We start from the raw sequence: 24,975 nt of genomic DNA, 5'->3' as shown, positions 1-24,975 counted from the left end.
ATGTGCGCGAGCGGAGCTGTGACCCGCAGTACGCTGCGGCAGCAGATCGCGGACGCGCTGCGTGACGAAGTGCTTGCCGGGCGTTTGCAGCCGGGACGGGAATTCACCGTCAAGCAGATCGCCGAACAGTACGGCGTCTCCGCCACTCCGGTGCGCGAGGCGCTCTTCGATCTTTCCGCGCACGGCCTGCTCGAATCGGATCAGCACCGCGGTTTCCGGGTGCGAGAGTTCACCGTCGCCGACTACCGGTCGATGGTCGAGGCCCGCGCCCTGGTCACCGAAGGAGTCATCCGCGGCCTGTTCAGCGGGCCCCCGCCGGCGGACGCGCACCCGGCGGGGCACCGGGACTGTCTGGTCTCCGTACGCCGCAGGGCCCAGGAGGCCGCGCGGGCCGCCCAGGGCGGCGACCTCGACATCCTCATCGGCTACGACCTGCGTTTCTGGCGCGAACTCGGCGTGCTCGTGAGCAACGCGTACATCACCGATTTCCTGCACCGGCTGCGTGTCCAGGCATGGGTGTTCGCGGTGCCGTATCTGCGCCACGACGTGGGTGCCCGGGAATGGCTCTGGCACGGTCATCCGGAACTCGTCGCGGCGCTCACGCTCGGCGACCACGACGCGGTGCGCGCGGTGATGGACGACTACAACACCCACGCGCTGAACTGGGCGGACCGGCTCGCGGCCGGAAATCCCGCACATCCGGGCCACGGCCCACAGGCCCCGTCCGCCGGTGCGCCGGAACCGCGCTGACCGAGCGACAGCGGACCGCGGCCGGCCCGCATCCGCGACCGCCGGCCACTGTGCGCGACGAGCCCACCGCATTACGCTGGCCCGACCGCTGTGAATATTCCGTTGAACCCGTTGAACCCGATGAACAGATGGCGCCGATGCGCACCCGTGGGAGAGCGAGACTTCGTGGCCTGTGACCTGTGGCTGGTCCCCCTCGTCGATGTGCTGTGCCACAGCCCCGACAATCCGTTCGCCGAAGAGATAGCCGCCTATGACAAGGCACTGGGCGAGGCCGGACTGCCGCCCGTCCCGGTGTACGCCTACATGCCGGGTCTGACCGGCGACGTCGCCCCGGTCGCGGGCTTCGACTACGACGCCCTGCACTTCCTGCGCCGCGCCTACCTGCTCCAGCTCAGCGGACTCGCCGTCACGCCCGTCGACGAACTGGGCGGGGACTACGAGCAGTTGCTGGAGATGTTCGAGGCGACGGCCCGGCAGTCCCACCTGGTCTGGCACTACGACCATGCGGGGGCGTACGTCCCGCTGGACTTCGCCGTCCCGCTCTCCGACGACGACCTGCTGGAGGGCGGCGGCCCGCTCGGTTCCGCGCACGGGCTGCTGAGGGAGCTGGAGTTCGTCGCCCCGTCCATCGGCATCGACCCGGCGAACCCGCCGGCCGCCCCGCTGCCGCCCGCCGCACCGACGTCCCTGGAGGAACCGGCGGCCCCGATTCCGTACGACAACAGTCTGTTCGCCCGCGAGCGGCACGTCTGGCTGGGCCTGCACGCGGCAGCCACGCGCAGCCTCGCCCAAGGCTCCATGATCATCTTCAGCTGAGGCCGGGCCGGAGCAAGGGGCGCAGCAAGGGGCGCAGCAAAGGCCGGAACAACCGGAACAAGGGGCCGGAGCCGGAGCCGGATCCGGATGGACCGGATCCGGGGCGAGCGGAGACGGCCACGCGTCTTTGGGGTCCCCGCGGCGGAATCACCGCGGGGACTCCGGAGGCCGCTGCCGCGGCATGTTCGGCCGGGTCATCGTCTGCATCGGGAACCGTCCCGGCTGCGCCCCGTGGTCTGTCCGCCCCCCGCCGCCGCTGCCCGACGACAGCGCCTGCATCCCCATCGGCGCGGGCCCGGCCCGGAACTCCACCATCCAGTCCGCGGTCTCGGTCCGTACGAGTTCCGTGATGTCCTCCGAGAACCGCCGCAGCACCCCCAGGCACCGCTCGGCGGCCTCGCTGGCCGTGCCCTCGGTCGGGCCGAGCACCTCCCGCACGCACTCCGACGCCCAGTCGAACTGCAGCACCTGGAGACGCCGCTGCACGGCCTGAGCGGTGGCGAGGTTCCTTATCCAGCCCGAGGTCAGGCCGAAGTACCGGTCGCAGGCCATGCACGCGGCGCCCAGCAGCAGCGACAGAAAGCCCCACCCCGCCGCCCCGCTCAGCGCGCCGGTGAGATCGAGCAACGGCAGCGCGGCGCCCGCGACCGCCCCGGCCGCCGTGCCGATCCGCAGCGCCCTGGCCCCGCGCCGCTTCCCCACCCGGTCGCTCAGGTACCAGTCGGCGGTGCGCAGCGCATCGGCCTCGACCCAGCGGTACAGCTCGTCGAGACGTTCGGCGGGCTCGCCCCAGTCGCCGAGCGGGAACGGCGTGGCGGTCAGATCCCGGCCCCGCCCGCCCCGCCTGCCCCGGCCGCGTGCGCCGGAGCCCGAACCGGAGGAACCGGCCGAGCCGGCCGAACCGGGCTCGTTGCGGGGCGGCCCTTCGGGCTGCATCTCCGGCTGACTCACCGGGGTACTCCTCTGCATTCTGCGTAGCGACGCCTGATGTGTGGCGGTGTGTTCGACGGTGGGCTGATCACTGCTCTCCGGCGTGGCCGACTGTCCCGCGTACGTAACCTTGCGTGACGGGCGGTGTGCCTGTGTGTCTGATGCGCATGCTCTTCCTACCGCCGAATGGTGGGCCGTGGGGTCGAAATCGCGGTATTCCCGGGTGTAAGGGGCCTGTGATCAGGTATAGGAGTCACGCCGACGTTGCCTGAACCTCACCCGAAAGAGTTGCTCGCCAGTGGGTGGGGCGCGCTGCGTGGTGACCACGTAGGCTCGGCGTACCGAAACATTTTGTCGTCGAATTGCCAGGAGTGACCGTGATTCCCGGTGGTGGTCAGCCCAATATGCAGCAGTTGCTGCAGCAGGCTCAGAAGATGCAGCAGGATCTCGCCACGGCCCAGGAGGAGTTGGCCAGGACCGAGGTCGAGGGGCAGGCGGGTGGCGGTCTGGTGAAGGCGACCGTGACCGGCTCCGGCGAGCTCCGTGCTCTGGTGATCGATCCGAAGGCCGTCGACCCGGAGGACACCGAGACGCTCGCGGACCTCGTCGTCGCCGCGGTCCAGGCGGCGAACGAGAACGCGCAGCAGCTTCAGCAGCAGAAACTGGGCCCGCTGGCCCAGGGCCTGGGCGGAATGCCCGGCCTCCCCTTCTGACCTGCGGCCCGAACTCGTAAGTTGTATGCATAGCTCAAGTTGTATGCATAGCTCAGGACCAGGAAGGCGTTCCCGTTGTACGAAGGCGTGGTTCAGGACCTCATCGACGAGCTGGGCAGGCTGCCCGGCGTCGGTCCCAAAAGCGCGCAACGGATCGCTTTCCACATCCTGCAGGCGGAGCCGACCGATGTGCGCCGTCTTGCCCATGCCCTCCTGGAGGTCAAGGACAAGGTCCGGTTCTGTTCGGTCTGCGGCAATGTCGCGCAGCAGGAGCAGTGCACCATTTGCCGGGACGCGCGCCGCGACCAGACGGTCATCTGTGTGGTCGAGGAGCCGAAGGATGTCGTCGCGATCGAGCGGACCCGTGAGTTCCGGGGCCGGTACCACGTGCTCGGAGGCGCGATCAGCCCGATCGAGGGCGTCGGCCCCGACGACCTGCGTATCCGCGAGCTGCTCGCCCGTCTCGCCGACGGCTCGATCACGGAGCTGATCCTGGCGACCGACCCCAACCTGGAGGGCGAGGCCACCGCGACGTACCTGGCACGGATGATCAAGCCGATGGGCCTGCGGGTCACCAGGCTGGCCAGCGGCCTGCCGGTGGGCGGCGACCTGGAGTACGCGGACGAGGTCACCCTGGGCCGCGCCTTCGAGGGGAGGCGGCTGCTCGATGTCTGATGCCTTCGCGGTCACGACGCCCGGCGTCCTCACGGCCATGACGTCATCCGATGTTCTTGCGGCGACTCACGACAGCTTTACGTTCAGCGACGCTATGTTCTACTCACCGTTCGCGACCGTGCCCACGGGAGGTCCCTTCGATGTCTGACGCCACGCTGAACTCCGTCACGCAGGACCCCGACGATTTCGCCGTCCAGATCGCCGACCAGATCAAGACGTTCATCGTCGCGGTCACCGAGGTGTCCAGGGTCGAGGAGCCCGAGGAGGCCGTTCCCGTCCTGCTGCTCCAGGTCTCCCAGCTACTGCTGGCGGGCGGCAGGCTCGGCGCGTACGAGGACATCGTCCCCGACGAGCGCTACGAGCCGGACCTGGGCGCGGAGCCGGACGCCGACGGCCTGCGCGAGCGGTTCGCCGCCCTGCTGGAGCCGATCGACGTCTACTCCGAGGTCTTCGACCCGTACGAGCCCCGCAAGGCCCCGGTCCCGGCCCGTATCTCCGACGACCTGGCCGACCTGGTCACCGACCTGCGCCACGGTCTGGCCCACTACGAAGAGGACCGCACGACCGAGGCCCTGTGGTGGTGGCAGTTCTCCTACTTCTCCAACTGGGGCTCCACCGCCTCCGCCGCCCTGCGCGCCCTCCAGTCCCTGATCGCCCACATCCGCCTCAACCAGCCCCTCCAGGAACTGGACGGCCTGGACACGGACTCGGAGGCCGTCGACGACGACCTGGCCGAGGAGGCGGGCCGGGTGATGGCCGAGGAGATCGCGGGACCACTGGGCCTGCGGCCGGTGCAGTAGGCACGGCCGGCGCAATGGGCGGCGGTGACCGCCGCCGGAGCGGTACAGCGCTGACCACCGCCGGAGCAGTGCGGCGGTGACCGCGCATAAACCCCACGACGTTGCCGGTGTGCGTTGTTGACCTCCCCTCGGCCTGTGACGATCACGGCCGGTGAAGGGGAGGGCACATGCGAGTGACCAGAGGTGCGGCGGGGCGGCGAAGAGCCAGGTGGCTGGGGGTGTCGTCGGCGGTCGTGGGGGCGATGCTGGCGACACCGGGCACGGCGGTCGCGGCCGGAAACCTGCCTCCGTACCAGCCGTCGGTCTCGGATCTGACGAATTCGGGCCGGGGCTGCGCTGCGGGGGAGGACAGGCCGTACGTGCGATCCGCGCCGGAGCTGACCGCCGTGCTGTACGACCCGGACGGCGGGCCGGGCGGGACGAGCAGGGTCAAGGGCGAGTTCGAGGCGTGGTGGCAGGACGCCGACGGCACCGGGCAGCGGCTGACGTTCACCACCGACGCACTGCGGCAGGGCGGGTCGTTCTCCTGGGAGCTGCCGGACAGCGTCCCCGCGGACACCGTGATCTCGTGGCGGGTGCGTGCCGACGACGGCGAAGCAGTGTCGCCATGGAGCTCCGACGGAGCGGGCACGGTCTGCGAATTCGTGTACGACAAGGACGCCCCCGACAAGCCCGTGGTGTCGTCGGGCGACTATCCGGACGGCGACGCCTGGACGGACGGCGTCGGTGTTCACGGGACCTTCCACATCGCTTCGCCGTCCGAGGACGTCGAGTTCTACCAGTACACCTTTCCGGGCAAGCGGCAGCTGACCGTCCAGGCGTCGGGCCCGGACCGTGCGGCGGACATCGACTACCTCCCGGAGTCGCCGGGGCTTCATGTCCTGGAGGTCCGGGCCTTCGACCGTGCGGGCAACGGCAGCACACCCACGAACTACCAGTTCCGGGTGGGCTCCGGCCGGGCACCGGCCGCGCGCTGGAAGCTGGCCGATGCGGCGGGTTCGCGCACGGCGGCCGCGGAGGCCGGTCCGGCGGCCCGCGTCGGAGCGGGAGCCGTGTTCGGCGCGGACGCTCCGTCCGGCACGGACGTCACCTCCTCGGTGAGTCTGGACGGGACGGGGCACGGCTTCGTGACGCCTAACACCCCGGTTGTCGCGGCGGACAGCACGTTCTCGGTGGGTGCCTGGGTGCGGCCCGCCGCAGTGGACGGAACCCGGACCGTCGTCAGCCAGGACACCGGTCAGGGGCCCGCGTTCACGCTGGGCCTCCGGCAGGCCGACGGCAAGCCGGTCTGGTCGTTCGCCGTCGGCGGTACGCAGCTGACCGGGGGCGTGCCCGGGACGGGTGAGTGGGCGTACGTGCTCGGGCGGTACGACGCCCGGACGGGCAAGGCCCGGCTGTACGTCAACGGCAGCGCGGTGGGTGACGAGCGGACCGTGACCCCGGTGGCGGGTGACGGGAGCTTCCAGATCGGCCGGGCGCAGGGTGCGGCCGGGTACCGGGACCGCTGGCAGGGCGAGGTCGGCGACGTGCGGGTGTACGACCGTGTGGCGGTGCCGGACGAGGTCGCGGAACTCGGCATCCGCAAGGCGCGACTGCTCGGCCACTGGGCGCTGGAGACGGCTCCCGGCGGCATCAGCGCCGAGTCGAACGGCGGGCAGCCGCTGAAGCTCGGTCCGGGCGCCTCGATCTTCCGGATGGGCGACACCTGCGATCCGCTGGACCCCGATTGCAACCCCGGGGACTGGCCCCTCGCGGACGAGGGCCATCTGAACCTGGACGGCGTCTCGGGCTACGCGGCCACGGAGAAGCCGGTCGTCGACACCGGTGACAGCTTCACGGTGAGCGCGACGGTGCGGCTGGCCGACCAGGAGCCGGACCACCCGATGACCGTCCTCTCCCAGGGAGGAGTGCACGGCGACGCCTTCAAGGTCCGCTACGAGCCGTCCACGTACAGCTGGGAACTGGTGATGTCCCACGCGGACGAGCCGGGAGCCGCCGAGACGGTGGTCGCCCGGTTCGAGCAGCCGGACGGCGGTCAGGGCGCGGGGCACCGGATCGCTGTCGTCCACGACGACGCGACGGACCGGATCACGCTCTTCGTGGACGGCTACGCCGAGACCGCGGGTATAGCCGAGTTCCGTGACAGCTGGACGAGCGGCGGCGGTCTCCAGGTGGGCCGGGGACGTACGGACGACGGGTGGGGCGAGTACCTGCACGGGGCCGTCGACCAGGTCCGGGCCTTCTCCGGCGCGCTCACCGGCAGTGAGGTCAGCGCCCTGTGGTAGCGGGCGCCAGGTGAGGTGAGGGGGCGCGCCGGGGCATGGGTTCCGCGCGGCGCGCCCCGCTCTGTGCCGCCCGCGTGGGCGGGGGACGCGGCCAGGGGGAGCGCGGTGAGGGCGAGCAGCAGGGGCGGCACGCGCAGCGGCTTGCGCAGGGCGGGGCCTCCGAAGGGCGGACGGTCGGGTTCCGGTCCACGCTGGAGACGGAGGGCCGGTGAATCGTGGAACCGGGCCGTCACGCGTGTGTGCTGGACCACATACGGGAGTGCGGGCCCGATCGGCGGGCAGCAGCCCCGTACGAGCAGTTCGGGACGACACGCCGATGATCACGTGCTGAGCGGGACATCTCACCATGTGGTATCAGCGGGGCGTTTCCGGACTGCTCGTTAAACTGAGTCGACCGCAGTAATGGACTGAGCGAGGAGCGCACGTGGGCCTTGTCGTGCAGAAGTACGGAGGCTCCTCCGTAGCCGATGCCGAAGGCATCAAGCGTGTCGCCAAGCGAATCGTCGACGCCAAGAAGAACGGCAACCAGGTGGTTGTCGTGGTGTCAGCGATGGGCGACACGACGGACGAGCTGATCGATCTCGCCGGGCAGGTATCCCCGATCCCTGCCGGGCGTGAGTTCGACATGCTGCTGACCGCCGGAGAGCGGATCTCCATGGCCCTGCTGGCGATGGCGATCAAAAACCTGGGCCACGAGGCCCAGTCGTTCACGGGCAGCCAGGCAGGCGTCATCACCGACTCGGTCCACAACAAAGCGCGCATCATCGATGTGACGCCGGGCCGTATCCGTACGGCGCTGGACGAGGGGAACATCGCGATCGTCGCGGGGTTCCAGGGAGTGTCCCAGGACAAGAAGGACATCACCACCCTCGGCCGCGGTGGGTCCGACACCACCGCTGTCGCGCTCGCGGCCGCGCTGGATGCCGAGGTCTGTGAGATCTACACCGATGTGGACGGTGTCTTCACCGCCGACCCCCGGGTCGTGAAGAAGGCCCGGAAGATCGACTGGATCTCCTTCGAGGACATGCTGGAGCTGGCCGCGTCCGGCTCCAAGGTGCTGCTGCACCGGTGCGTGGAGTACGCACGCCGCTACAACATCCCGATCCACGTCCGCTCGTCCTTCTCCGGACTGCGCGGAACCTGGGTCAGCAACGAGCCGCAAGGGGACCAGAAGGTGGAGCACGCGATCATCTCCGGAGTCGCCCATGACGTCTCCGAGGCCAAGATCACCGTCGTCGGTGTGCCCGACAAGCCGGGCGAGGCCGCCGCGATCTTCCGCGCCATCGCGAACGCGGAGGTCAACATCGACATGGTGGTGCAGAACGTCTCCGCCGCGTCGACCGGCCTGACCGACATCTCGTTCACGCTGCCGAAGTCCGAGGGCCGCAAGGCCATCGACGCCCTGGAGCGGACCCGCGGCACGATCGGCTTCGAGTCGCTGCGCTACGACGACCAGATCGCGAAGATCTCTCTGGTCGGCGCCGGCATGAAGACCAACCCGGGCGTCACGGCGGGCTTCTTCGAGGCGCTGTCGGACGCCGGGGTGAACATCGAGCTGATCTCGACATCCGAGATCCGCATCTCGGTGGTCACCCGTGCCGACGACGTCATCGAGGCCGTGCGCGCCGTGCACACCGCCTTCGGTCTCGACAGCGACTCCGACGAGGCCGTCGTCTACGGGGGCACCGGCCGATGACCGCCCGCCGTCCTTCGCTCGCGGTCGTCGGAGCGACCGGGGCGATCGGCGGCGTCATGCTCCAGATCCTTTCGCAGCACGCGGATGTCTGGGGCGAGGTGAAGCTGATCGCCTCGCCGCGTTCGGCCGGCCGCAAGCTGGTCGTGCGCGGCGAGGAGAGCGAAGTCCTCGAACTCACCGAGGACGTCTTCGACGATGTCGACGTGGCGCTGTTCCTGGTGCCCGACGACGTCTCCGCGCAGTGGGCGCCGATCGCCGCCGCGAAGGGCACGGTCGTCATCGACGACTCCGCCGCGTTCCGGCTGGACGCGGACGTTCCGCTGGTCGTGCCCGAGATCAATCCGCATGCCGTACGGATCAGGCCGCGCGGCATCGTCGCGAGCCCGAACTGCACGACGCTCTCGTTGATCGTCGCGGTCGGTGCGCTGCACGCCGAATTCGGTGTGCGGGAACTGGTCGTCTCCTCGTACCAGGCGGTGAGCGGAGCGGGCCGCGACGGCGTCGCCGCGCTGCGCGAACAGCTGTCGCTGGTGGCCGGTACGGAACTGGGCACGAAGCCCGGGGACGTGCGCCGGGCCGTGGGTGACACGGAGGGCAGCCCTTTCGCCGCACCGGTGGCCCTCAACGTGGTGCCCTGGGCCGGGACCGAGGCCGGGGGCGGCTGGTCGTCGGAGGAACTGGCGATCCGCGAGGAGTGCCGCAAGATTCTGGACCAGCCGGGCCTGCGGGTGGCGGCGACCTGTGTGTACGTACCCGTCGTCGCGACGCACTCGATGTCCGTGCACGCGCGGTTCGAGAACGAGATCGCGGTCGAACGGGCCCACGAGATCCTGGCGACGGCACCGGGCGTCGTGCTGTACGACAGCCCGGCGGCGGGGGACTTCCCGACACCGTCCGACGTGGTCGGCACCGATCCGACCTGGGTCGGGCGAGTGCGCAGGTCGCTGGACGATCCCCGGGGTCTGGAGCTGTTCGTCTGCGGCGACAACCTCCGCAAGGGAGCGGCGCTGAACGTGGCGCAGATCGCCGAATCGGTGGCCGCCGAATTCCCCCGGTCCTGATCGAACCTGTTTTGTACTCTCTGTGAATGCCCTGTGAGCAAGTTGAAGGTCTGAACCTCTTGAGCTGGGGTGTCGGGGTGTCCGACGATGACCTTCCGGCCCGGTGCAACCGCTGGCCGGAAAGCGCGCGTCTATGCGGTCACCTCTTGCGCGGCGGGGCGCGCATTCGGGGCATTCGGGGAAGAGCAGGTACGTATGAGGGCATGTCGCACCGCGTCAAACGCGGTGCTGCGCGCGTACAACCCTGACGGGGGGAAACGTGTCCAACTGGCGTGGCAGAGGTTCTCGATATCACAGTGGTGGGCCCCCTGCGCGGCGCTTCGGTGCGACCGCTCAGAAGGCCCCGCGCGCCCGGCGGCATGCCGGTGATCGCGCCCATGCCCGCTGCGCGTCCCGCACGCCTGCCGTCGCAGCGCGAGGGCGCTGAGGAGAGCGTGGCTGCCGGAACCACGGTCGACCATCTCACCGAGACCTACCGTGCCCACTACCGTTCGCTGCTCGGCCTCGCGGCGCTGCTCCTGGACGACACCGCCTCGTGTGAGGACGTGGTGCAGGAGGCGTTCATCCGTGTGCACTCGGCGCGCAACCGGGTACGGGAACCCGAGAAGACACTCGCGTATCTGCGCCAGACCGTCGTCAACCTGTCGCGCTCCGCGCTGCGCCGCCGCATCCTCGGGCTGAAGCTGCTCTCCAAGCCCATGCCGGACATGGCGAGCGCGGAGGAGGGCGCGTACGACCAGTTGGAGCGGGACGCGCTGATCAAGGCGATGCGGGGGCTGCAACGGCGCCAGCGGGAGGTGCTGGTGCTGCGTTACTTCGCGGACATGACGGAGGCCCAGGTGGCCGAGACCCTGGGCATATCCCTGGGTTCGGTCAAGGCCTACGGCTCGCGTGGGATCGCGGCGCTGCGCGTCGTGATGGAGGCGCAGGGATGAGCCGGCGCGACCACGGGAACGAGAACAGCCGCGAGCGCGGCCGCGACCACGGGAACGGGACCGGCCGCGAGCGTGAGCCCCGGATTGACCGGACTGGAAACGGAATTGTGAACGACGGGCCGGAACGCGACGGGCCGGAGAACTACGAGCCGGGGAATGGCGGGCCGGGGAACGGCGGGCCGGAGCGCGTCTCGCAGGTGAATGCGGCTGCGGACCCGGGTGCGCACTCGGACGCGGGCGGGGGTGCGGCCCCGGGCGGGGGTGCGGATCTGGACGAGGTCGCGCTCCGCCGCATGCTGCGCGGGGCGGTCCAGCACATCGAGCCGGGTGACGGCACCCTCGACCGGCTGCAGCGCGCGGTGCCCGCCCGTCGTGCCAGGCGGCGGCAGGCCGTCGTCGGCATGGCAGCGGCGGCGCTGCTCATCGGCACGGCCGTCCCCGCCTTCGTCCATGTCGCGAACTCCGACGGTTCGGACGCCGCCAACCCCGCGATAGCCGGGCACGGCGAGCAGGCGCAGGGCGGCAACGGCACCGAGAGCGGCTCGGCGGCCGGCGGGAAGGGCGACGGCGGCAACACCGACGGACAGGCCGACGGCGGCCCGGACCACCCCGCGAGCACGAGCAGCCCGTCCGACAGCCGCGGCCAGGGCACCGACGGCGGCCTGGCCGGTGGGGTCTCCGATCCGGCCGACTCCGCAGCGGCGGCCCTGCCGAACTGCGGCCCGGGACAGCTCTCGGTCGCCTCGGCCGAGACGGGCGCGGCCGGCGCCGACGGCACGGTGTACGGCACCTTCCGGATCGCCAACGTCTCCGGCACGGGCTGCTCGGTGAGCAGCGGCGGCAGTGTGGGATTCCAGGCGATGGGCGCGGCCGACCCGTCCAGGATCACGGTCGTCCAGCACACGGCGGGCGACGCCGCGGCCGGGCTGCCCGACCCCTCGCAGGAGCAGGCGACGGTGCTGCTGAAGCCCTCCATGGCGTACGAGGTGAAGTTCGCCTGGGTACCGAAGGACACCTGCCCGACCTCCGGAGGTTCACCGAGCCCGACCCCGACGGGCGGTACGGACAGCGCGGGTGGCGCCACGGCCGCCGGCCCGGGTGCGGGTACCTCGGACGGGGTCACTGACACGAGTCCGCAGCTCGGCAGCGAGGACGGCGGTGGGACGCTGGACGGCAGCGTCGCCGTCACACACACGCCGGAAGCGGGAGCGCCGGTCGCGGAGACGAAGATCGCCAACGCCTGCGCGGGCACGATCTACCGGACCGGGGTACTGGCTCCCGTGACGTGACGTGACGTGACGTGACGTGACGTGACGTGACGTGACGTGACGTGACGTGACGCCGGACGAGGTGTGCGTGTACGGCGCATGGCACAGGACGCATGGCGTATGACGCAGGACGCATGACTGAGGGGGTCCGTCGGCCGATTCGGCGGGCGGACCCCTTCACATGTGTACGGCCTAGACGGTGCCGACCCTCACGGCGGGGTCGTCGGGGTCGGCGGGGCGGGTGTCCGCAGCCCGGTCCGCGCCCGCATCCGTTCCCGCATCCGTCCCCGCGTCCGCGTCCGAGACGAGGCCCAGCTTCAGGTCGCGCGCCGCTTCGGCCTCGCGGCGGACCAGCCGGAACCACATGAAGAGCACGAACCCCGCGAAGACGAACCACTCGCCGGTGTAGCCGAGGTTCTGGAAGGCCTTCAGATCGAGTCCGGTGCCCTGCGGCGCGGCGGCCGGCACGGGACGAAGCGCGCCGGTGGCGCCGCTGGCCTGGAGCGTCACCCATGCGTCGTAGACGTCGTACGGGACGAGGTTGACCAGGGACGCGGCGCTGATTATGCCGAGCTGGCCGTCGGGGAGCCCGCCCGCCGGGTCGGCGCCCGCGGTGCCGGCGTTCTCGGACGCCTGGAGATCGCCGGTGACCGTGACCTCGCCGGTCGGCGCGGCGGGCACGGTGGTGCGGCCGGGCTCTCCGGGCAGCCAGCCGCGCACGACCGGCAGGGCCTTGCCACTGTCCGTACGGAGCAGGTTCAGGACGTAGAAGCCCCGCTTGTCGTCCAACTCCCGGCCGGGCACCAGGAACTGGTCGGCGTACCGGCCGGTGGCGGTCGCGGGGCGGCCGGAGGTCACGGTGTCGACGGGCAGGAGGTCGTCGATCGGCTTGGCGGCCCGCGTGCCCGGGGCGGGCTGCTTCTCGGCGGCCTCGTGCGTCTGCACGCGGTCCTCGAAGCGGCCGAGCTGCCAGGTACCCATGAAGACGCAGAACGGGATGGCCAGCACGACGAAGAGGTTGATCCCCCACCATCGTGGGGTCAGCAGAAACCGGTACACCCCTCCACGGTACGGTCCCCGCTCCGGCCGCCCGGCGCGGGGTGCCGACAGATGTCCGGCGGCGTTGGTCCGGGCGGGCCGGGAACCGGCATCCCTACTCGCCGGACGGGCCAGGCTGCGGGGACAGATGGCGTCGGGCGAAGTCGAGTTCCAGGCGGACCTGCTTGATCCGCTCCTCCACGACGAGCGAACCGTGCCCCGCGTCGTACCGGTAGACCTCGTGCACCGCGTCACGGGCCTTCAGCCGGTCCACGTAGTTCTCGACCTGGCGGATCGGGCAGCGCGGGTCGTTGACGCCCGCCGAGATGTAGACCGGTGCCCGGACGGCGTCGACGTACGTCAGCGGGGACGAGGCCTCGAAGCGTGCGGGAACCTCCTCCGGCGTGCCGCCCAGCAGCGTGCGGTCCATCGCCTTCAGGGCCTCCATCTCGTCGTGATACGCCGTGACGTAGTCGGCGACCGGGACCGCCGCCAGGCCCAGGGCCCAGTCGTCCGGCTGCGTACCGAGGCCGAGCAGGGTCAGGTAGCCGCCCCAGGAGCCACCGGCCAGGACCAGCCTCGCCGGGTCCGCGAGCCCGGACTTCACCGCCCACTCCCGTACCGCGGCGATGTCCTCCAGCTCGATCAGGCCGACCCGGTGCTTGAGCGCGTCCGTCCAGGCACGGCCGTATCCGGTGGAGCCGCGGTAGTTGACCCGGACCACCGCGTAGCCGTGGTCCACCCAGGCGGCGGGGCCGGAGGCGAAGGCGTCGCTGTCGTGCCAGGTCGGGCCGCCGTGGATCTCGAAGACGGTGGGGAACGGCCCCTCGGCCGGGGCGGCGGGCCGCTGTACGAGCGCGTGGACGCGGCCTCCGGGCCCGTCCACCCACACGTCCTCCACGGGCACGGACGCCGGAGCCTTCAAGCCGGGCGGATCGAGCACCACCGCACCCGAGGTGGACCGGATGACGGGCGGCTGCGCGGCCGACGACCACAGGTACTCCACCGTGCCGTCCGGCCGGGCCGTGGCGCCCGACACCGAACCGGCGGGAGTCTCCACCCGGACGGGAGCACCGCCGGCCCCCGGCTCGTACCGCCACAGGTCGCTGCGGGCCTCGAAGCCGTGCACGATCAGCAGCGCGGAGGCGTCCGGATACCACTCGGCGCCCAAATCCCCTGGCAGATCGATTGCGAGATCCGTCTCCGTGCCCGTCATCGGATCCCAGATCATCGGCTCCCAGCGGCCCCGCCGCTGATGCCCGACCAGCAGCCTGGTGTCCCCGGCCACGGGCGCGAAGCCCAGCACGGACAGGCCCAGCTCCTTCGTACCGCCCGCGGTGTCGTCCAGCTCGGCGACCGTCGACCCGTCCGGCCGCACCACACGCAGCGCGGAGTGCATCGCGTCGCCGTGCTCGGTGTGCTCCAGGGCGATCAGCGTCCCGTCGTACGAGAGGTCACCGACGCCCGCCGACTCACGGTGCCGGTAGATCTCGACGGGCGCGGTCCCGGGCCGTACGACATGGATCGTCGTCCCGTCCTCGTCGGTCGAACGGCCGATCACCGCCGTACCGTCGCGCCCGATCGCGAGCCCGGCCGGGTACGAGGCACCGAGGCCGGGGGCCGCCGGCTCGTCCACCGCCTCGTCACCCCCGCCGCCGTGGAACGGCTGACGCATCCACACCCCGAACTCGTCCCCGTCGGTGTCGCTGAACCACCAGATCGAATCGCCGTCCGGTGTCAGCACGCCGTCCGTCGTGCCGTTCGGCCGGTCGGTCACCTGACGCTGCTCGCCGGTGGCGCGGTCCCACGCGTACAGCTCGTACGTGCCCGTGGCGTTGGAGACGAACAGGGAGCGGTCCGGCGCGTCCTCCGCCCAGTCGGGCAAGGACACCCGGGGCGCGCGGAAGCGCTGCTCCCACTTCGGTGCGGAAGTGGTCGCGGTCGGTGCGGAAGCCGCCTCCGGTGCGGCTTCAGGTGCCGTCCCGGACGCCGCTTCGGATGCCGTCTCCGGTGCGGAAAGGGCCGCAGGTGCGGTGGGGGACGTCGAACCAGTGATCTCAGTCATGCCGTCCATTCTGCGCCGGAACGCCGACAATTCGTTCGCATCGCCCTCAGCCTGTGGATAACCTCCCGGGCATGTATGCACCGACCCCTGCCGACTGGCACGAGGCCAACCGGGCGCGCTGGGACGAGCGGGTGCCCATCCACGCCGTGAGCGACTTCTACGACCTTGAGTCCTTCCGCGCGGGCAAGGACGCCCTGCGCGACTTCGAACTCGTCGAGGTCGGGGACGTCACGGGCAAGTCCCTGCTGCATCTGCAGTGCCACATCGGGGTCGACACCCTCTCCTGGGCCCGGCACGGCGCCGCGCGCGTCGTCGGCCTGGACTTCTCCGAACCAGCCGTCGGGACGGCGCGCGGCCTGGCCCGCGAGCTCGGGTTCGCCCAGGACCGGGCGGCGTTCGTCGCCGCCGATGTCCACGACGCCGTGGAGGCCGTCCCCGACGCGTCGTACGACATCGTCTACACCGGTGTCGGCGCGCTGAACTGGCTGCCCGACACCCGGCGCTGGGCCGAGACGGCGGCTTCGCTCGTGGCGCCCGGGGGTTTCCTCTACCTCGCGGAGTTCCACCCGATCACGGACTGCCTCGACGACTCGACCGGTGCGAAGGTCGTGCACGACTACTTCAGCCGCGACGCGTGGGTGGACGAGACACCGGGCACGTACGCCGACTTCGACGCACCGACCGTCCACAACCGCAGCGTCGAATGGCAGCACCCGATCGGCGACGTGGTGTCGGCGCTGGCCGCCGCCGGACTGCGCATCGAGTTCCTGCACGAGCACGACTTCTCGCTCTTCGCCCGTTTCTCGTCGCTGCAACGGCAGGGCGACGGCTTCTACCGCTTCCCCACCGACCGTCCGCGCATCCCGCTGATGTACTCGATCAAGGCGTCGCGGCCGGCCGGCGTCTGACCGGAAGCCGGCACTCAAGGCCCGTTGTCAGCGGTGGGGTTCAGACTCGAACCATGACCACGACTGCTGATCTGCGCGCCGCGGTGGAGACGTACTGGACCGCGGCCGACCACCGCGACTGGGACGCCTTCGCCGCGACCCTCGCCGACGACGTGCTGTACGACCTGCCGCAGACGCGCGAACGCATCCGCGGGAAGGAGCGGTACGTGCGGTTCAACCGGGAGTACCCGGGGGACTGGCGCGTCCGGGTCGAACGCGTCGTGGCCGACCGGGAGGGGCGGCAGGTCGCTGTCCGGACGCTCTTCACGGTCGGTCTGCAGGAGTTGCACGCCGTTCACTTCTTCACGTTCGACACGGAGGGGCGGATAGGCGGGATCACCGACTTCTGGCCAGAGCCGTACGAGCCCCCGGCGGGCCGTGAGCACCTCGTGGAGCGGTACTGAGGCGGAAGGGCGGAAGGGCGGAAGGGCCGAAGGGGGCGGGGGTGCCCGGGGATACGGGAGGCCGAGGGGATGGCCCGGTGGGCCGTGGCGCTCGATACGACTCCCGGTACGGCTGGTGGGCTGCCGAGGCTACCGGTACGGCTGGTGGGCCGCCGCGGCCACCGGACCGCTGGGTGGGCTGCCGCGGCCACTGCCGTACTCGCCGCCGCGACCGCCCTCACCCTGCGCGGACCGGGCGCCGCCGGCGGAGGCTGAACGCGACAGAGGTGCGGCGGGCCGCCGGAGCATCCCCGGCAGTCCGCCGCACCCCTGCACCTCCGTCGTCCGCGTCCTACACGGCCGAGCGGAGGGCCGGGAGGTAGCCGCCCGACTGTCCGGCGGCCTTGGGGTGGTACGAGTTGTAGACCGGGATCGACACGCTGTGGAGCCACGCGTCGCCGGAGCACAGCTCATGTCCGGTGAACTTGTCCACCACGCTGGAGAACGTGAACCCGGCATTGGCCGCCTGCTTGGCGATGACCCCGTTCAGGACGTCGGACGCGTTGTTGATGGCCGACCGCTCCTTCTCCGAGAGGCCGGCGATGCAACTGCCGCTCAGCTGGTAGAAGCGCGGGTAGCCCAGCACCACGACGTGTGCCTGCGGGGCCCGCGACCGAATGGAACCGTAGAGCGAACCGAGGCCGGACGGCAGCGAGTTCTGCATCTGCGACACGGCCGTGTTCACGCTGCCCAGGCAGGTGGCCTCGCTGGACAGTACGCAGTCCTGCATGACATCGGCGAAGCCCACATCGTTGCCGCCCGCGGTGACGCTGACCAGGCCGGTGGACGAGTTCAGCGCGCCCAGCTGGGTGCCGGCCACCGAACTCGTCGTGGCGCCCGAGCAGGCGACGAACGCGAAGGAGGAAGGTGAGTTCGCAGCTGCCCAGAGGTAGGGATAGGCATTGGTGCTGCGGCGGCAGTCGCCGCTGTCGGAGAGGTAACTCCCGGCGCCGACACCGGACGAGTACGAGTCGCCGAGAGCGACGTACCCGCCGGCGGCGGCCGAGGAGCTTGCCGAGGCCGGCTGGGCGATGCCCAGAGCGGCCGCGGCGGCGAGGACCAGAGTGGATGCGGACGCCCAGAATCTCCGTACTGACATGGCTGTCAGCCCTCCGAAGTGTGGGGGGTGGGTGGGGGGTTGGTTGAGCGCCACGTTTCTAGCAGCTACTGGTACTCGCCGGTAATAGCCGCGGAAGAACCGGTCTGATATGCCCGAATGATCGTTCGGGCGACATGGCTCCGCGCGTAGATAAACCTCTGGTTGCCCCTGGATCTGCACGAGGCGCGTGCAGGTGCGCATGCGTGCACGCAGGTCCGGGTGTCATGCCCTCGTGGGCGCGCACGTCCGGGTCTCATGCCGTCATGGGCGTGCATGCATGGGCGTCATGCCGTCATGGGTCTGAGCGTCGGCCATCCCGGCCTGGGTCCTGTGCACTTCGGCTTGGGCGTCGGCTGTCCCGGCCCGCTCCCTGTGCACACTTCGGCCTGGGTGTCGGCCGTCCCGGCCTGAGTGCCCCGCGCGTCGGTCTGGTGGTCGAAGGCGATTCGCTACGGGCGTGCGGGTGCGTCCTCGGGTGCGCGCGTGGCCTTCCCCCTGGTCGGACACGCGCCGTTGCGCGCAACGAAAACCGCCCTCTGCGGTGGCATCCGGCTCGGGGATGCCACCGCAGAGGGCGGTTTTCGTGGATCTACGGGATCAGTTGTGGCCGAACCTCCGCTGCTTCCGGTGGGAGACCTGCTCCGAGATCGAGTGCACCGGGTTCGGGTCGGCTGGTGGCTGCTGCTTCTGTTCCTTCGTCTCCGGAGCGGCGCTGCGTTCGTGGCCGCCCGTACGGGCCCCCCGGTTCTGCCGACTCTGTTTCTTGCCCACGATCGTGCCTCCTCTAGAGGATCTGGCGGATCTGGCGGATCTGGTACTGCAAGGACGATGGACCACTTCCAGATTCACATGTGCGTGCAAAGGGTGCATTTCGGGTGGTTGCTGCCAGGAACACTTACGTCGGCTCCCGCCAGGGGGCGGGCCGCGCCCCCGGCCCTCGGTGCCGTGCATGACAAGGGTGGCGGGCACCGCGGGGCGTACGGGCCGACCCCGGGGCGTACCCCGACCCGCGGTCCGCCGGGCGTGGTGGCCGCTCAGGCGGGGGGCTGGGGCGGGCCCTGACCGACGTACCAAGCGAATATTGAGATGCGGGCCGTCCGGGGCGGACGTAGCGTCGACGCCCGTGGACCCGCTCAGTGAGAAACAGATCCGCTCATCCTTCGTGAACTGCACCAAGGGCGATGCGGCGCGGCTTCGACTGCCGCTCGACTTCGCAGAACTGCCCTGGGACGACCTGGACTTCCTGGGCTGGGTGGATCCGGGAGCGCCGCTGAGGGCACACCTCGTGCTGCCCCGGGTGCAGGGCCCGCTGGGGGTCTCCCTGCGGGTACCCTCCGTGAAGCGCACCAGCGCCATGAGGTCCAGCATGTGCCAGGTCTGCCTGACGGGCCACGCCTCCTCCGGGGTCTCGCTGCTCGCCGCCCCCCTGGCGGGTGCCCGGGGTCGCGAGGGCAACACGGTCGGTATCTACCTCTGCGGAGACCTCGCCTGCCCCCTGTACGTGCGCGGCAAGCGGCAGCCGAAGCTGCCTTCCGGGCGGTACGAGGAGTCCCTGAGCCTGGACGAACGCCTCGCGCGCATGTCGGACAACCTGGATGCTTTCGTGGCCAAGGTCACCGAGGTGTGAGCCCCGGCTGTGACCGAGAGGGGTCCCGGCTGCATTCGGTGCATGGGCCGGGCCCATTCACCGGATCACCGAAGGTTCTTCCAGAAGGCGTAGTGGTGGTCGGTCGCGAAGTCCGCGCGCTTCCAGGCTCGGGAGGACAGGGTCTGCGTGTATCCGTGCTCACCGCGGAAGACCGGCCGGCTCGTCCTGCCCGAGGCGGCGAAGGCCACCCAGGTGTGAAGCATCCGGTCTACGCGACGCCGTGCGCGCCTGCGAGCTGCTGCTTCTTGCTCGTCGGCAGACTGTGGCGGTGGACTTCGTCATGGAACACGTCGACGAGTGGGACGATCGTGAGGTCAACCTCATCGGCACGTTGCCTATCGACATGGGCGGGGACATCGGAGCTACGCTCGCCGACATCGCAACCCGTGCCCTGCGCCGGCTCATGCCTGATGCATCAGGGCCAGCCCTCCACCATGACGTGGCCCCGTCGCTCGATAGGCCTGTCGAGTCATCGCGGCTCCCGCGGATCTGCCGCCATCCGAGGTAGCGACCGCGCCTTACGAGGCCGGCGCCGACAGGCGCGGCAACACATCGGACCGATCTGACGAGGCCGAGGCTCGATTGGTGATCTCGCCGGCCGCGAGAACGCTTCCACAGGGCCAGAAGCAGGGACGCGGTTCGCCTCGCGTAGCTGGCCAGGGGCACAGGCACCGGGTCGGCTCCCAGAACCCAGGCCCGTACAGAGAGCCGCTGTCGCATGTCCTAGAGCTTCCTATGTCCAAACCGACAGGTCCCCCACCAATAGGTCGAGCGTGGCCTCCTCGTGGAGCGCGACGCCGAGCGCGGTCATGGCAGGGGCGAGCCCCTGGTCCCAGTCCGCGTCGACAGGGCGGCCGTCGAGGGGGAGTTGAGGCACGCCTTCCGCCTTGCCGGCAGCGGCGAGGCGTTCGTAGTCCTCGGCGCCCATGCGCCACGGCAGTGCTTCGTAGCGACGGATGATTCGGTTGGCCAGCGCGATGCCCGGCCGGTCGAAGTCGCCGTGGTAGGCGAAACGGCAGCCTGTGGCGGCGAGGGCGTCGAGGAGTGTGAGGACCACTGTGGCGGCGCTGCCGGAGGTGCAGACCAGGGGCTTGGCGCACGCTGCATCGGCTGCGGCTTCCACCACGCGCGGGTTCTCGCAGATGTGGATGGTGGTTCCGGCGGGCAGTTGGAGAGACAGGTCGAGCAGATCGCGCGGTGTCAGGTGGGTTTCGGCGTGATGGGCAGCCCGCTCTCGCAGTGACTGCTCGCGCCAGCCCTCGCCGGTGGGCCGCAGACCGTAGGTGAGCACCGTGCTGGAGATCTCGTCCGGTGTGACGGAGACCAGCCGCCACAACGCACGCCGGCCGGCCGCGTTGGTGGGGAGGTCGGTGTCATGGGCCAGGGCGACGCCGCGGTGGACGAGCCGGGCGAGCCAGGCGCCGTCGTCCAGGCCGTGCGCCGAACCGGTCGCCGTCGCGGCGAGCTCTCCTCGGCCCCGCGTACCGGTGCGTTCCGGATCGAGCAGCACGGTGAGGACCTGGACCGCCTGCTGAAGCGTCCGCACTGCCGCTTCGGGCGTCACCCCTCTCGGAACGCCGGTGCGGCGCAGCACGTCGTACCACTGCCGGGTCCACTCCTGCCCGGCGAGCGGAGAGGCGTCGAGAGACGAGGCGAGCGAAGCCCACACGTGCCGGCGTTGTGCCGCGTCGTCCTCGCGGGCCGCGCGGCGGTCGACGAGGGGCGGGCCGAGTTCCTCCAGAACCTCCCTGAGCCCGAGTTCCGCGGCCGAGGTGCGCAGGCGTGCGTCGAGCGCGTCGAGCCGCACGGTCACGGCCGTACCTGTGAGGGGTTTTCCCAGCAGGAGTGACAGGTCGTTCCGTTCCTGCGCGCTCACCGCAGTCAGCCGGAGGGAGCCGGTGGACTGCACACCGTTGCCTTCCAGACGTTTGCGTACCGCGCTCCAGAGCCGGGCGAGACCGGGGCCTGCCAGCCAGTCGCGTGTGGCGGGTGGAAGTCCGGAGAGATGATCGCCGAGCTCGCCGGTCAGGAACCGCTGGAACACCTCGCTCTCGCGCTCGGTGAGCCGCCCCCTCGCCTCTGCGGACTGTGTGGCGATCCGCTCGCCCACGACAGCGACATCGTGGGAACCGTGGTCGTCGAGCAGGCGGCACACCTTGATGCCGTCGCGTTCCTCAAGCTGCGCGTCGTATCCGCCCGCCAGTTGGTCGCGCAGCGCCGTGTGCCGCTTGAGCAGGGTGTCGTCCGACACCTCGCCCCTCGAACGGCCGAGGGCCTGCTCCACTGTGCCGGCCAGTGAGCGCAGCGCGCGCAGGCGGTCGCGGACGTCCGAACCGGGGTTGTCCGAGACGTGGTCGGGCAGAGAGGACCGGTCCAGTCCCGCCCCGTTGAGGACCTCCGGGCGGTCGAGAGCCTCGCGGAGGGTGCGACCGGTGTCGATGACGGTCGTCTCCTGGTCCGCCAGCTCCTCGCGCAGGCGCTTCTCTTCTTCTTCCGCACGCACGCGCAGATCGCGGAGTTCGCTGTGGACGCGTTCTGCTGCTGGGATGGCGCCGGCGGCGTTCGCGATGCGTTGCTTGGCGTTCTGTTCGCGGGCCGCCGACATCGGCATCGGAACGGGCAAGTGCGCCACCGTCGTACTCGCCGTCAACGTACTCGTCGCCGTGAACCTGGGCGGCGCGGTCAATGTCTCGGTGGCGGTCAACATTCAGGCGGCCGGCAACGTGGTTAACGCGCTCGACTTCTGGTCCTCCTCCGCAGCGGGCGAGAGTCCTCTGACCCGGGACGAGCAGATCGCCGAGCTGACGCAGGTCCTCGCGGCCTGATCGCGTTTCGAAACGGTGGGCCGTGCCCCATGGCGCCTGGTGGCCGGCCCGCCGCCCTTCGTCCCTGCTTCCGCATACGGCGCCCGCGCTTCGCCGACCAGTCAAGGGCCCCCTTCCCATGCGTCTTCTCTCGGCACTCTTCGTGTTGCCGGCGCTCGGAGACAAGCGCCGTTGGCACTGGGAACAACCCCAGGAGCAGATACCGGAGACACTCACGGCTCGGCTGCTCGCACTCATCGGCACCAGCGGTCTGATCATGCTGCGCCTGCAGATGGTCGTCGTCTATTTCCGGGCCGCCGTCGCCAAACTGCCCTCGGCTTCGGCCCCGCACCATGGCTCGACACGCTCGTCGGACCAGGCATCACCAGCGCGCTCGGCGTGGCACTGATGACCTGGCTTCCCCTCGTGATCGAAGGCTCGCTGGCGGTCTCCCTGCTGCTTCCACAGCGGTTGCGTTGGTGGACCCCGGGCGCCGGTCTCCTTTTCCACCTCTTCATCGCACTCATGATGGGGTTGTGGAGCTTCGCACTGGCCATGGCCGGCGGAATCCTCGTGCTGTGCTTGCCACTTGGCTCAACCATCCGCCTCCACGCCGACGAGAACACGGCCACCACCGAGATGGCGCATCCGCAGGAAGCCAAGGCATTGGATCCCGACCGTTCCGCTCCCTCCGTCGAGCAGCCGCAACCGTCACGATGACTGAGTGAGACCCCGAATCTCGGACGGAGCGACGAAGCGACGGAGCGACGAAGCGACGGAGCGACGAGGCGACGAAGAACGGTGCCGGCGTACGAAATTGCTCCTGCGCGGGGGGTGGCAGTCCTGGGAGACGTGGCCTGTCTTGCCACGGCGTCGGCGATGGCCGCCACACCGGCTGCTCACGTCGCAATGCGCTCCAGCTGCCCAGCGCACCCCACACGACAGAAGAGAGGTACCCGCGGAGTACGCGGAGAAGTGTGCCGGCTACTGGCGTGGCCGTTACAAGATCGAGGACGGAAAGTACGGCTCAGTCACCGACCCGCCAGTAGTCCGTCACCGCGCCGCAGGCAAACGGCGTCCGGATTCGCAAACGCGCAGGTGTGAGATGTGATGAGCGACGATCACCATGATGACGCGGTGATCGCGTGCCGGGAGAAGCCGACCAAGATCTTCTCCCAGATTTCTCCCAAACAATCTCCAGGAACCACTCAGGGGCCTGATCCACTGAGTGGATCAGGCCCCTGACCTGGTGTTTCAGCTGTCGGGGTGGCGGGATTTGAACCCACGACCTCTTCGTCCCGAACGAAGCGCGCTGCCAAGCTGCGCTACACCCCGATCGTCACCGGTGTCCCGGCGACATCGATTACTTTAGCCCACCCGCGCCCGCAGACGAAATCCGGTTTATGTGCAGCTGAGGGCGAGGGGGCCGTGGGCGCTCAGGCGCGGGGGGTCAGGGTCAGCAGGGTCGCCTCGGGCGGGCAGGCGAAGCGGACCGGGGTGTAGCGGTTGGTGCCGCAGCCCGCGGAGACGTGGAGGTAGGCGCGGCGGTCCTCGACGGAGTGGGTGGAGAGGCCCTTGACCCGGTCCGTGTCCAGGTCGCAGTTGGTGACCAGGGCCCCGTAGAAGGGGATGCAGAGCTGGCCGCCGTGGGTGTGACCGGCCAGGATCAGGGGGTAGCCGTCCCTCGTGAAGGCGTCGAGGGAGCGCAGATAGGGGGCGTGGACCACGCCGATGGAGAGGTCGGCGCCCGTCTCGGGGCCGCCCGACACCTCCGCGTAGCGGTCGCGCTTGATGTGCGGGTCGTCCAGGCCGGTGAAGGCGATCTCCAGGCCGTCGGTCTTGAGGCGGCCGCGGGTGTTGGACAGGCCCACCCAGCCCGCCTCGTCGAAGGCGTCGCGCATCGGCTCCCACGGGTTGTGGACGACGCCGACCGCGGGGGCGTTCCCGTTGAGGCCGTGCTTGCCCTGGACCTTCTCGAAGAGGTAGCGGGCGGGGTTGCGGAGCTTGGGGCCGTAGTAGTCGTTGGAGCCGAAGACGTACACGCCCGGGAACTCCATCAGCGGGCCGAGCGCGTCGAGCAGCTCGGGTACGGCCTCGGGGTCGGAGAGATTGTCGCCGGTGTTCACGACGAAGTCCGGACGCAGGCCGGCCAGCGACTGCAGCCAGGCGCGCTTCTTGCGCTGGCCGCTCACCATGTGGATGTCGGAGACCTGGAGTACGCGCAACGGGCGTGCCCCGTGCGGGAGTACGGGGACGGCCACCCGCCGCAGGCGGAACGAGCGGGCCTCGAATCCGGCGGCGTAGGCGAGGCCGGCTGCGCCGACCGCTGCGCCGACTGCCGTGACTTTCAGGGGTACTCCGTAGCGTGCGCGCATGCGCCCATCGTCGCAGACACCGTGCGTCGGGAAGAAAACCGGCGGGCGGCGGATGCCCCGCACCTGCCACAATCAGCACATGACCACGCTCAAGTCCAAGCTCAAGGAAGACCTCACCACGGCCATGAAGGCGCGTGACGAGCTGACCTCGTCGACGCTCCGGCTGACCCTCACCGCCATCACGAAGGAGGAGGTCAGCGGCAAGACGGCGCGCGAGCTCTCCGACGACGAGGTGCAGAAGGTGATCGCCAAGGAGGCGAAGAAGCGCCGCGAGGCGGCCGAGGCCTTCGCCCAGGGCGGCCGGACCGAGCAGGCCGAGCGTGAGAAGGCGGAGGGCGGGATTCTCGACGCGTACCTGCCGAAGCAGCTGAGCGACGACGAGCTGGGCGCGATCGTGGCGTCCGCCGTGGAGGAGGCCAGGGCCGCGGGGGCCGAGGGGCCGCGGGCGATGGGCGCCGTCATGAAGATCGTGAACCCGAAGGTCGCGGGGCGCGCGGACGGCGGCCGGGTGGCCGCTGCGGTGAAGAAGCTCCTGGCGGGCTGAGGCCGGGCACCTACGAAGAGGACACATGAAGGTGGGGCGCCCCGGATCGGAATTTCTCCCGATCCGGAGCGCCCCACCTTCAT

Annotated in this window: 27 protein-coding genes and 1 tRNA gene; 19 read left to right on the top strand and 9 right to left on the bottom strand. The window is 70.3% G+C overall.

The genetic code is table 11. The annotated features are described in order from the left end of the window. Together ACIOMQ_RS06155 and ACIOMQ_RS06150 are read left to right on the top strand one after the other, a co-directional pair. Window positions 1-750, top strand: coding sequence for a GntR family transcriptional regulator (locus tag ACIOMQ_RS06155; RefSeq protein WP_362193253.1), 750 nt, complete (start codon window positions 1-3; stop codon window positions 748-750). 165 nt (window positions 751-915) lie between these two features. Further along, a complete protein-coding gene (locus tag ACIOMQ_RS06150) occupies window positions 916-1,566 on the top strand; it encodes a hypothetical protein (protein ID WP_401262385.1) in 651 nt (216 codons plus the stop codon). A gap of 147 nt (window positions 1,567-1,713) precedes the next feature. On the opposite strand, the gene ACIOMQ_RS06145 is transcribed toward ACIOMQ_RS06150, so the two are convergent. Further along, window positions 1,714-2,502 carry an SLATT domain-containing protein gene (locus ACIOMQ_RS06145; protein WP_401262670.1) on the bottom strand — a complete coding sequence of 263 codons (789 nt, stop codon included), beginning with the start codon at window positions 2,500-2,502 and terminating at the stop codon, window positions 1,714-1,716. A 371-nt stretch (window positions 2,503-2,873) separates the two neighbouring features. Between ACIOMQ_RS06145 and ACIOMQ_RS06140 the strand changes: the two genes are divergently transcribed. The 9 genes from ACIOMQ_RS06140 (at window position 2,874) to ACIOMQ_RS06100 (ending at window position 11,950) form a co-directional block, all read left to right on the top strand. After that, the gene (locus tag ACIOMQ_RS06140) at window positions 2,874-3,209 is read left to right on the top strand and encodes a YbaB/EbfC family nucleoid-associated protein (protein ID WP_351086067.1); all 336 of its coding nucleotides are present in this window, start codon (window positions 2,874-2,876) and stop codon (window positions 3,207-3,209) included. 75 nt (window positions 3,210-3,284) lie between these two features. Continuing rightward, on the top strand, window positions 3,285-3,884 hold the full coding sequence (recR, locus tag ACIOMQ_RS06135; RefSeq protein ID WP_362193263.1) for a recombination mediator RecR: 600 nt from the start codon (window positions 3,285-3,287) through the stop codon (window positions 3,882-3,884). A 140-nt stretch (window positions 3,885-4,024) separates the two neighbouring features. Then, window positions 4,025-4,684 (top strand): DUF5063 domain-containing protein, encoded by a 660-nt coding sequence (locus ACIOMQ_RS06130; RefSeq protein WP_401757245.1) that lies wholly within the window; start codon window positions 4,025-4,027, stop codon window positions 4,682-4,684. Window positions 4,685-4,851: 167 nt separating this feature from the next. Further along, entirely contained in the window at window positions 4,852-6,969 is a 2,118-nt protein-coding gene (locus tag ACIOMQ_RS06125) for a LamG-like jellyroll fold domain-containing protein (protein ID WP_402188072.1), read from the top strand. A gap of 35 nt (window positions 6,970-7,004) precedes the next feature. After that, window positions 7,005-7,181: a hypothetical protein gene (locus ACIOMQ_RS06120; RefSeq protein ID WP_401986095.1), complete on the top strand. Its 177-nt coding sequence runs from the start codon at window positions 7,005-7,007 to the stop codon at window positions 7,179-7,181. Window positions 7,182-7,393: 212 nt separating this feature from the next. After that, window positions 7,394-8,665, top strand: a complete 1,272-nt coding sequence (locus ACIOMQ_RS06115) for an aspartate kinase (RefSeq protein ID WP_362193272.1) — start codon at window positions 7,394-7,396, stop codon at window positions 8,663-8,665. Next, complete coding sequence (locus ACIOMQ_RS06110; protein WP_362193275.1) at window positions 8,662-9,726, top strand: aspartate-semialdehyde dehydrogenase; 1,065 nt, start codon at window positions 8,662-8,664, stop codon at window positions 9,724-9,726. The genes ACIOMQ_RS06115 and ACIOMQ_RS06110 overlap by 4 nt, the downstream gene beginning before the upstream one ends. A gap of 359 nt (window positions 9,727-10,085) precedes the next feature. Beyond that, the gene (locus tag ACIOMQ_RS06105; RefSeq protein WP_362193749.1) at window positions 10,086-10,661 is read left to right on the top strand and encodes a SigE family RNA polymerase sigma factor; all 576 of its coding nucleotides are present in this window, start codon (window positions 10,086-10,088) and stop codon (window positions 10,659-10,661) included. Between the two features lie 107 nt (window positions 10,662-10,768). After that, complete coding sequence (locus ACIOMQ_RS06100; protein ID WP_362193278.1) at window positions 10,769-11,950, top strand: hypothetical protein; 1,182 nt, start codon at window positions 10,769-10,771, stop codon at window positions 11,948-11,950. Between the two features lie 171 nt (window positions 11,951-12,121). Here the strand turns inward: ACIOMQ_RS06100 and ACIOMQ_RS06095 are convergent, their stop codons facing one another. Together ACIOMQ_RS06095 and ACIOMQ_RS06090 are read right to left on the bottom strand one after the other, a co-directional pair. Next, on the bottom strand, window positions 12,122-12,988 hold the full coding sequence (locus tag ACIOMQ_RS06095; protein ID WP_401942297.1) for an SURF1 family protein: 867 nt from the start codon (window positions 12,986-12,988) through the stop codon (window positions 12,122-12,124). A 94-nt stretch (window positions 12,989-13,082) separates the two neighbouring features. Next, a complete protein-coding gene (locus tag ACIOMQ_RS06090; protein ID WP_402188070.1) occupies window positions 13,083-15,032 on the bottom strand; it encodes a S9 family peptidase in 1,950 nt (649 codons plus the stop codon). Window positions 15,033-15,103: 71 nt separating this feature from the next. Between ACIOMQ_RS06090 and ACIOMQ_RS06085 the strand changes: the two genes are divergently transcribed. Together ACIOMQ_RS06085 and ACIOMQ_RS06080 are read left to right on the top strand one after the other, a co-directional pair. Continuing rightward, entirely contained in the window at window positions 15,104-15,940 is an 837-nt protein-coding gene (locus ACIOMQ_RS06085; protein ID WP_402188068.1) for a class I SAM-dependent methyltransferase, read from the top strand. Between the two features lie 53 nt (window positions 15,941-15,993). After that, entirely contained in the window at window positions 15,994-16,383 is a 390-nt protein-coding gene (locus ACIOMQ_RS06080) for a nuclear transport factor 2 family protein (protein WP_401262399.1), read from the top strand. A gap of 331 nt (window positions 16,384-16,714) precedes the next feature. Here ACIOMQ_RS06080 and ACIOMQ_RS06075 read toward each other — a convergent pair whose 3' ends face one another. Both ACIOMQ_RS06075 and ACIOMQ_RS06070 read right to left on the bottom strand, forming a co-directional pair. Then, entirely contained in the window at window positions 16,715-17,521 is an 807-nt protein-coding gene (locus tag ACIOMQ_RS06075) for an SGNH/GDSL hydrolase family protein (RefSeq protein ID WP_362193291.1), read from the bottom strand. A gap of 597 nt (window positions 17,522-18,118) precedes the next feature. Beyond that, a complete protein-coding gene (locus ACIOMQ_RS06070) occupies window positions 18,119-18,292 on the bottom strand; it encodes a hypothetical protein (protein ID WP_401942305.1) in 174 nt (57 codons plus the stop codon). Window positions 18,293-18,644: 352 nt separating this feature from the next. Here ACIOMQ_RS06070 and ACIOMQ_RS06065 point away from each other — a divergent pair, with 352 nt between their 5' ends. Then, complete coding sequence (locus tag ACIOMQ_RS06065; RefSeq protein WP_362193297.1) at window positions 18,645-19,148, top strand: FBP domain-containing protein; 504 nt, start codon at window positions 18,645-18,647, stop codon at window positions 19,146-19,148. A 65-nt stretch (window positions 19,149-19,213) separates the two neighbouring features. Here ACIOMQ_RS06065 and ACIOMQ_RS06060 read toward each other — a convergent pair whose 3' ends face one another. After that, complete coding sequence (locus ACIOMQ_RS06060) at window positions 19,214-19,372, bottom strand: hypothetical protein (protein WP_362193300.1); 159 nt, start codon at window positions 19,370-19,372, stop codon at window positions 19,214-19,216. Between the two features lie 65 nt (window positions 19,373-19,437). On the opposite strand from ACIOMQ_RS06060, the gene ACIOMQ_RS06055 reads away from it, so the two are divergent. After that, entirely contained in the window at window positions 19,438-19,677 is a 240-nt protein-coding gene (locus ACIOMQ_RS06055; protein WP_362193303.1) for a hypothetical protein, read from the top strand. Between the two features lie 225 nt (window positions 19,678-19,902). Here the strand turns inward: ACIOMQ_RS06055 and ACIOMQ_RS06050 are convergent, their stop codons facing one another. Further along, a complete protein-coding gene (locus ACIOMQ_RS06050; RefSeq protein ID WP_402188065.1) occupies window positions 19,903-21,672 on the bottom strand; it encodes a TIGR02679 family protein in 1,770 nt (589 codons plus the stop codon). A 73-nt stretch (window positions 21,673-21,745) separates the two neighbouring features. Between ACIOMQ_RS06050 and ACIOMQ_RS06045 the strand changes: the two genes are divergently transcribed. The 3 genes from ACIOMQ_RS06045 to ACIOMQ_RS06035 all read left to right on the top strand — a co-directional run bounded on the left by ACIOMQ_RS06045 (window position 21,746) and on the right by ACIOMQ_RS06035 (window position 22,693). Further along, entirely contained in the window at window positions 21,746-21,994 is a 249-nt protein-coding gene (locus ACIOMQ_RS06045; protein ID WP_362193308.1) for a hypothetical protein, read from the top strand. A gap of 118 nt (window positions 21,995-22,112) precedes the next feature. Beyond that, window positions 22,113-22,382 (top strand): hypothetical protein, encoded by a 270-nt coding sequence (locus ACIOMQ_RS06040; RefSeq protein ID WP_402188063.1) that lies wholly within the window; start codon window positions 22,113-22,115, stop codon window positions 22,380-22,382. Beyond that, window positions 22,373-22,693 (top strand): hypothetical protein, encoded by a 321-nt coding sequence (locus ACIOMQ_RS06035; protein ID WP_401262410.1) that lies wholly within the window; start codon window positions 22,373-22,375, stop codon window positions 22,691-22,693. Before ACIOMQ_RS06040 ends, ACIOMQ_RS06035 begins: the two co-directional genes overlap by 10 nt. Window positions 22,694-23,234: 541 nt before the next feature. On the opposite strand, the gene ACIOMQ_RS06030 is transcribed toward ACIOMQ_RS06035, so the two are convergent. Both ACIOMQ_RS06030 and ACIOMQ_RS06025 read right to left on the bottom strand, forming a co-directional pair. Beyond that, window positions 23,235-23,308 (bottom strand) — tRNA-Pro (locus ACIOMQ_RS06030). 101 nt (window positions 23,309-23,409) lie between these two features. Next, window positions 23,410-24,348: a metallophosphoesterase gene (locus ACIOMQ_RS06025; RefSeq protein ID WP_362193317.1), complete on the bottom strand. Its 939-nt coding sequence runs from the start codon at window positions 24,346-24,348 to the stop codon at window positions 23,410-23,412. Between the two features lie 79 nt (window positions 24,349-24,427). Here ACIOMQ_RS06025 and ACIOMQ_RS06020 point away from each other — a divergent pair, with 79 nt between their 5' ends. Then, a complete protein-coding gene (locus ACIOMQ_RS06020; protein WP_401262415.1) occupies window positions 24,428-24,892 on the top strand; it encodes a GatB/YqeY domain-containing protein in 465 nt (154 codons plus the stop codon). Window positions 24,893-24,975 lie beyond the last annotated feature (83 nt).

This window comes from Streptomyces sp. NPDC087845, assembly GCF_044742755.1.
Taxonomy (GTDB): Bacteria; Actinomycetota; Actinomycetes; order Streptomycetales; family Streptomycetaceae; genus Streptomyces.
The sequence above is the reverse complement of the archived record's forward strand: the minus strand, read 5'-3'. Positions and strand labels throughout refer to the sequence as shown.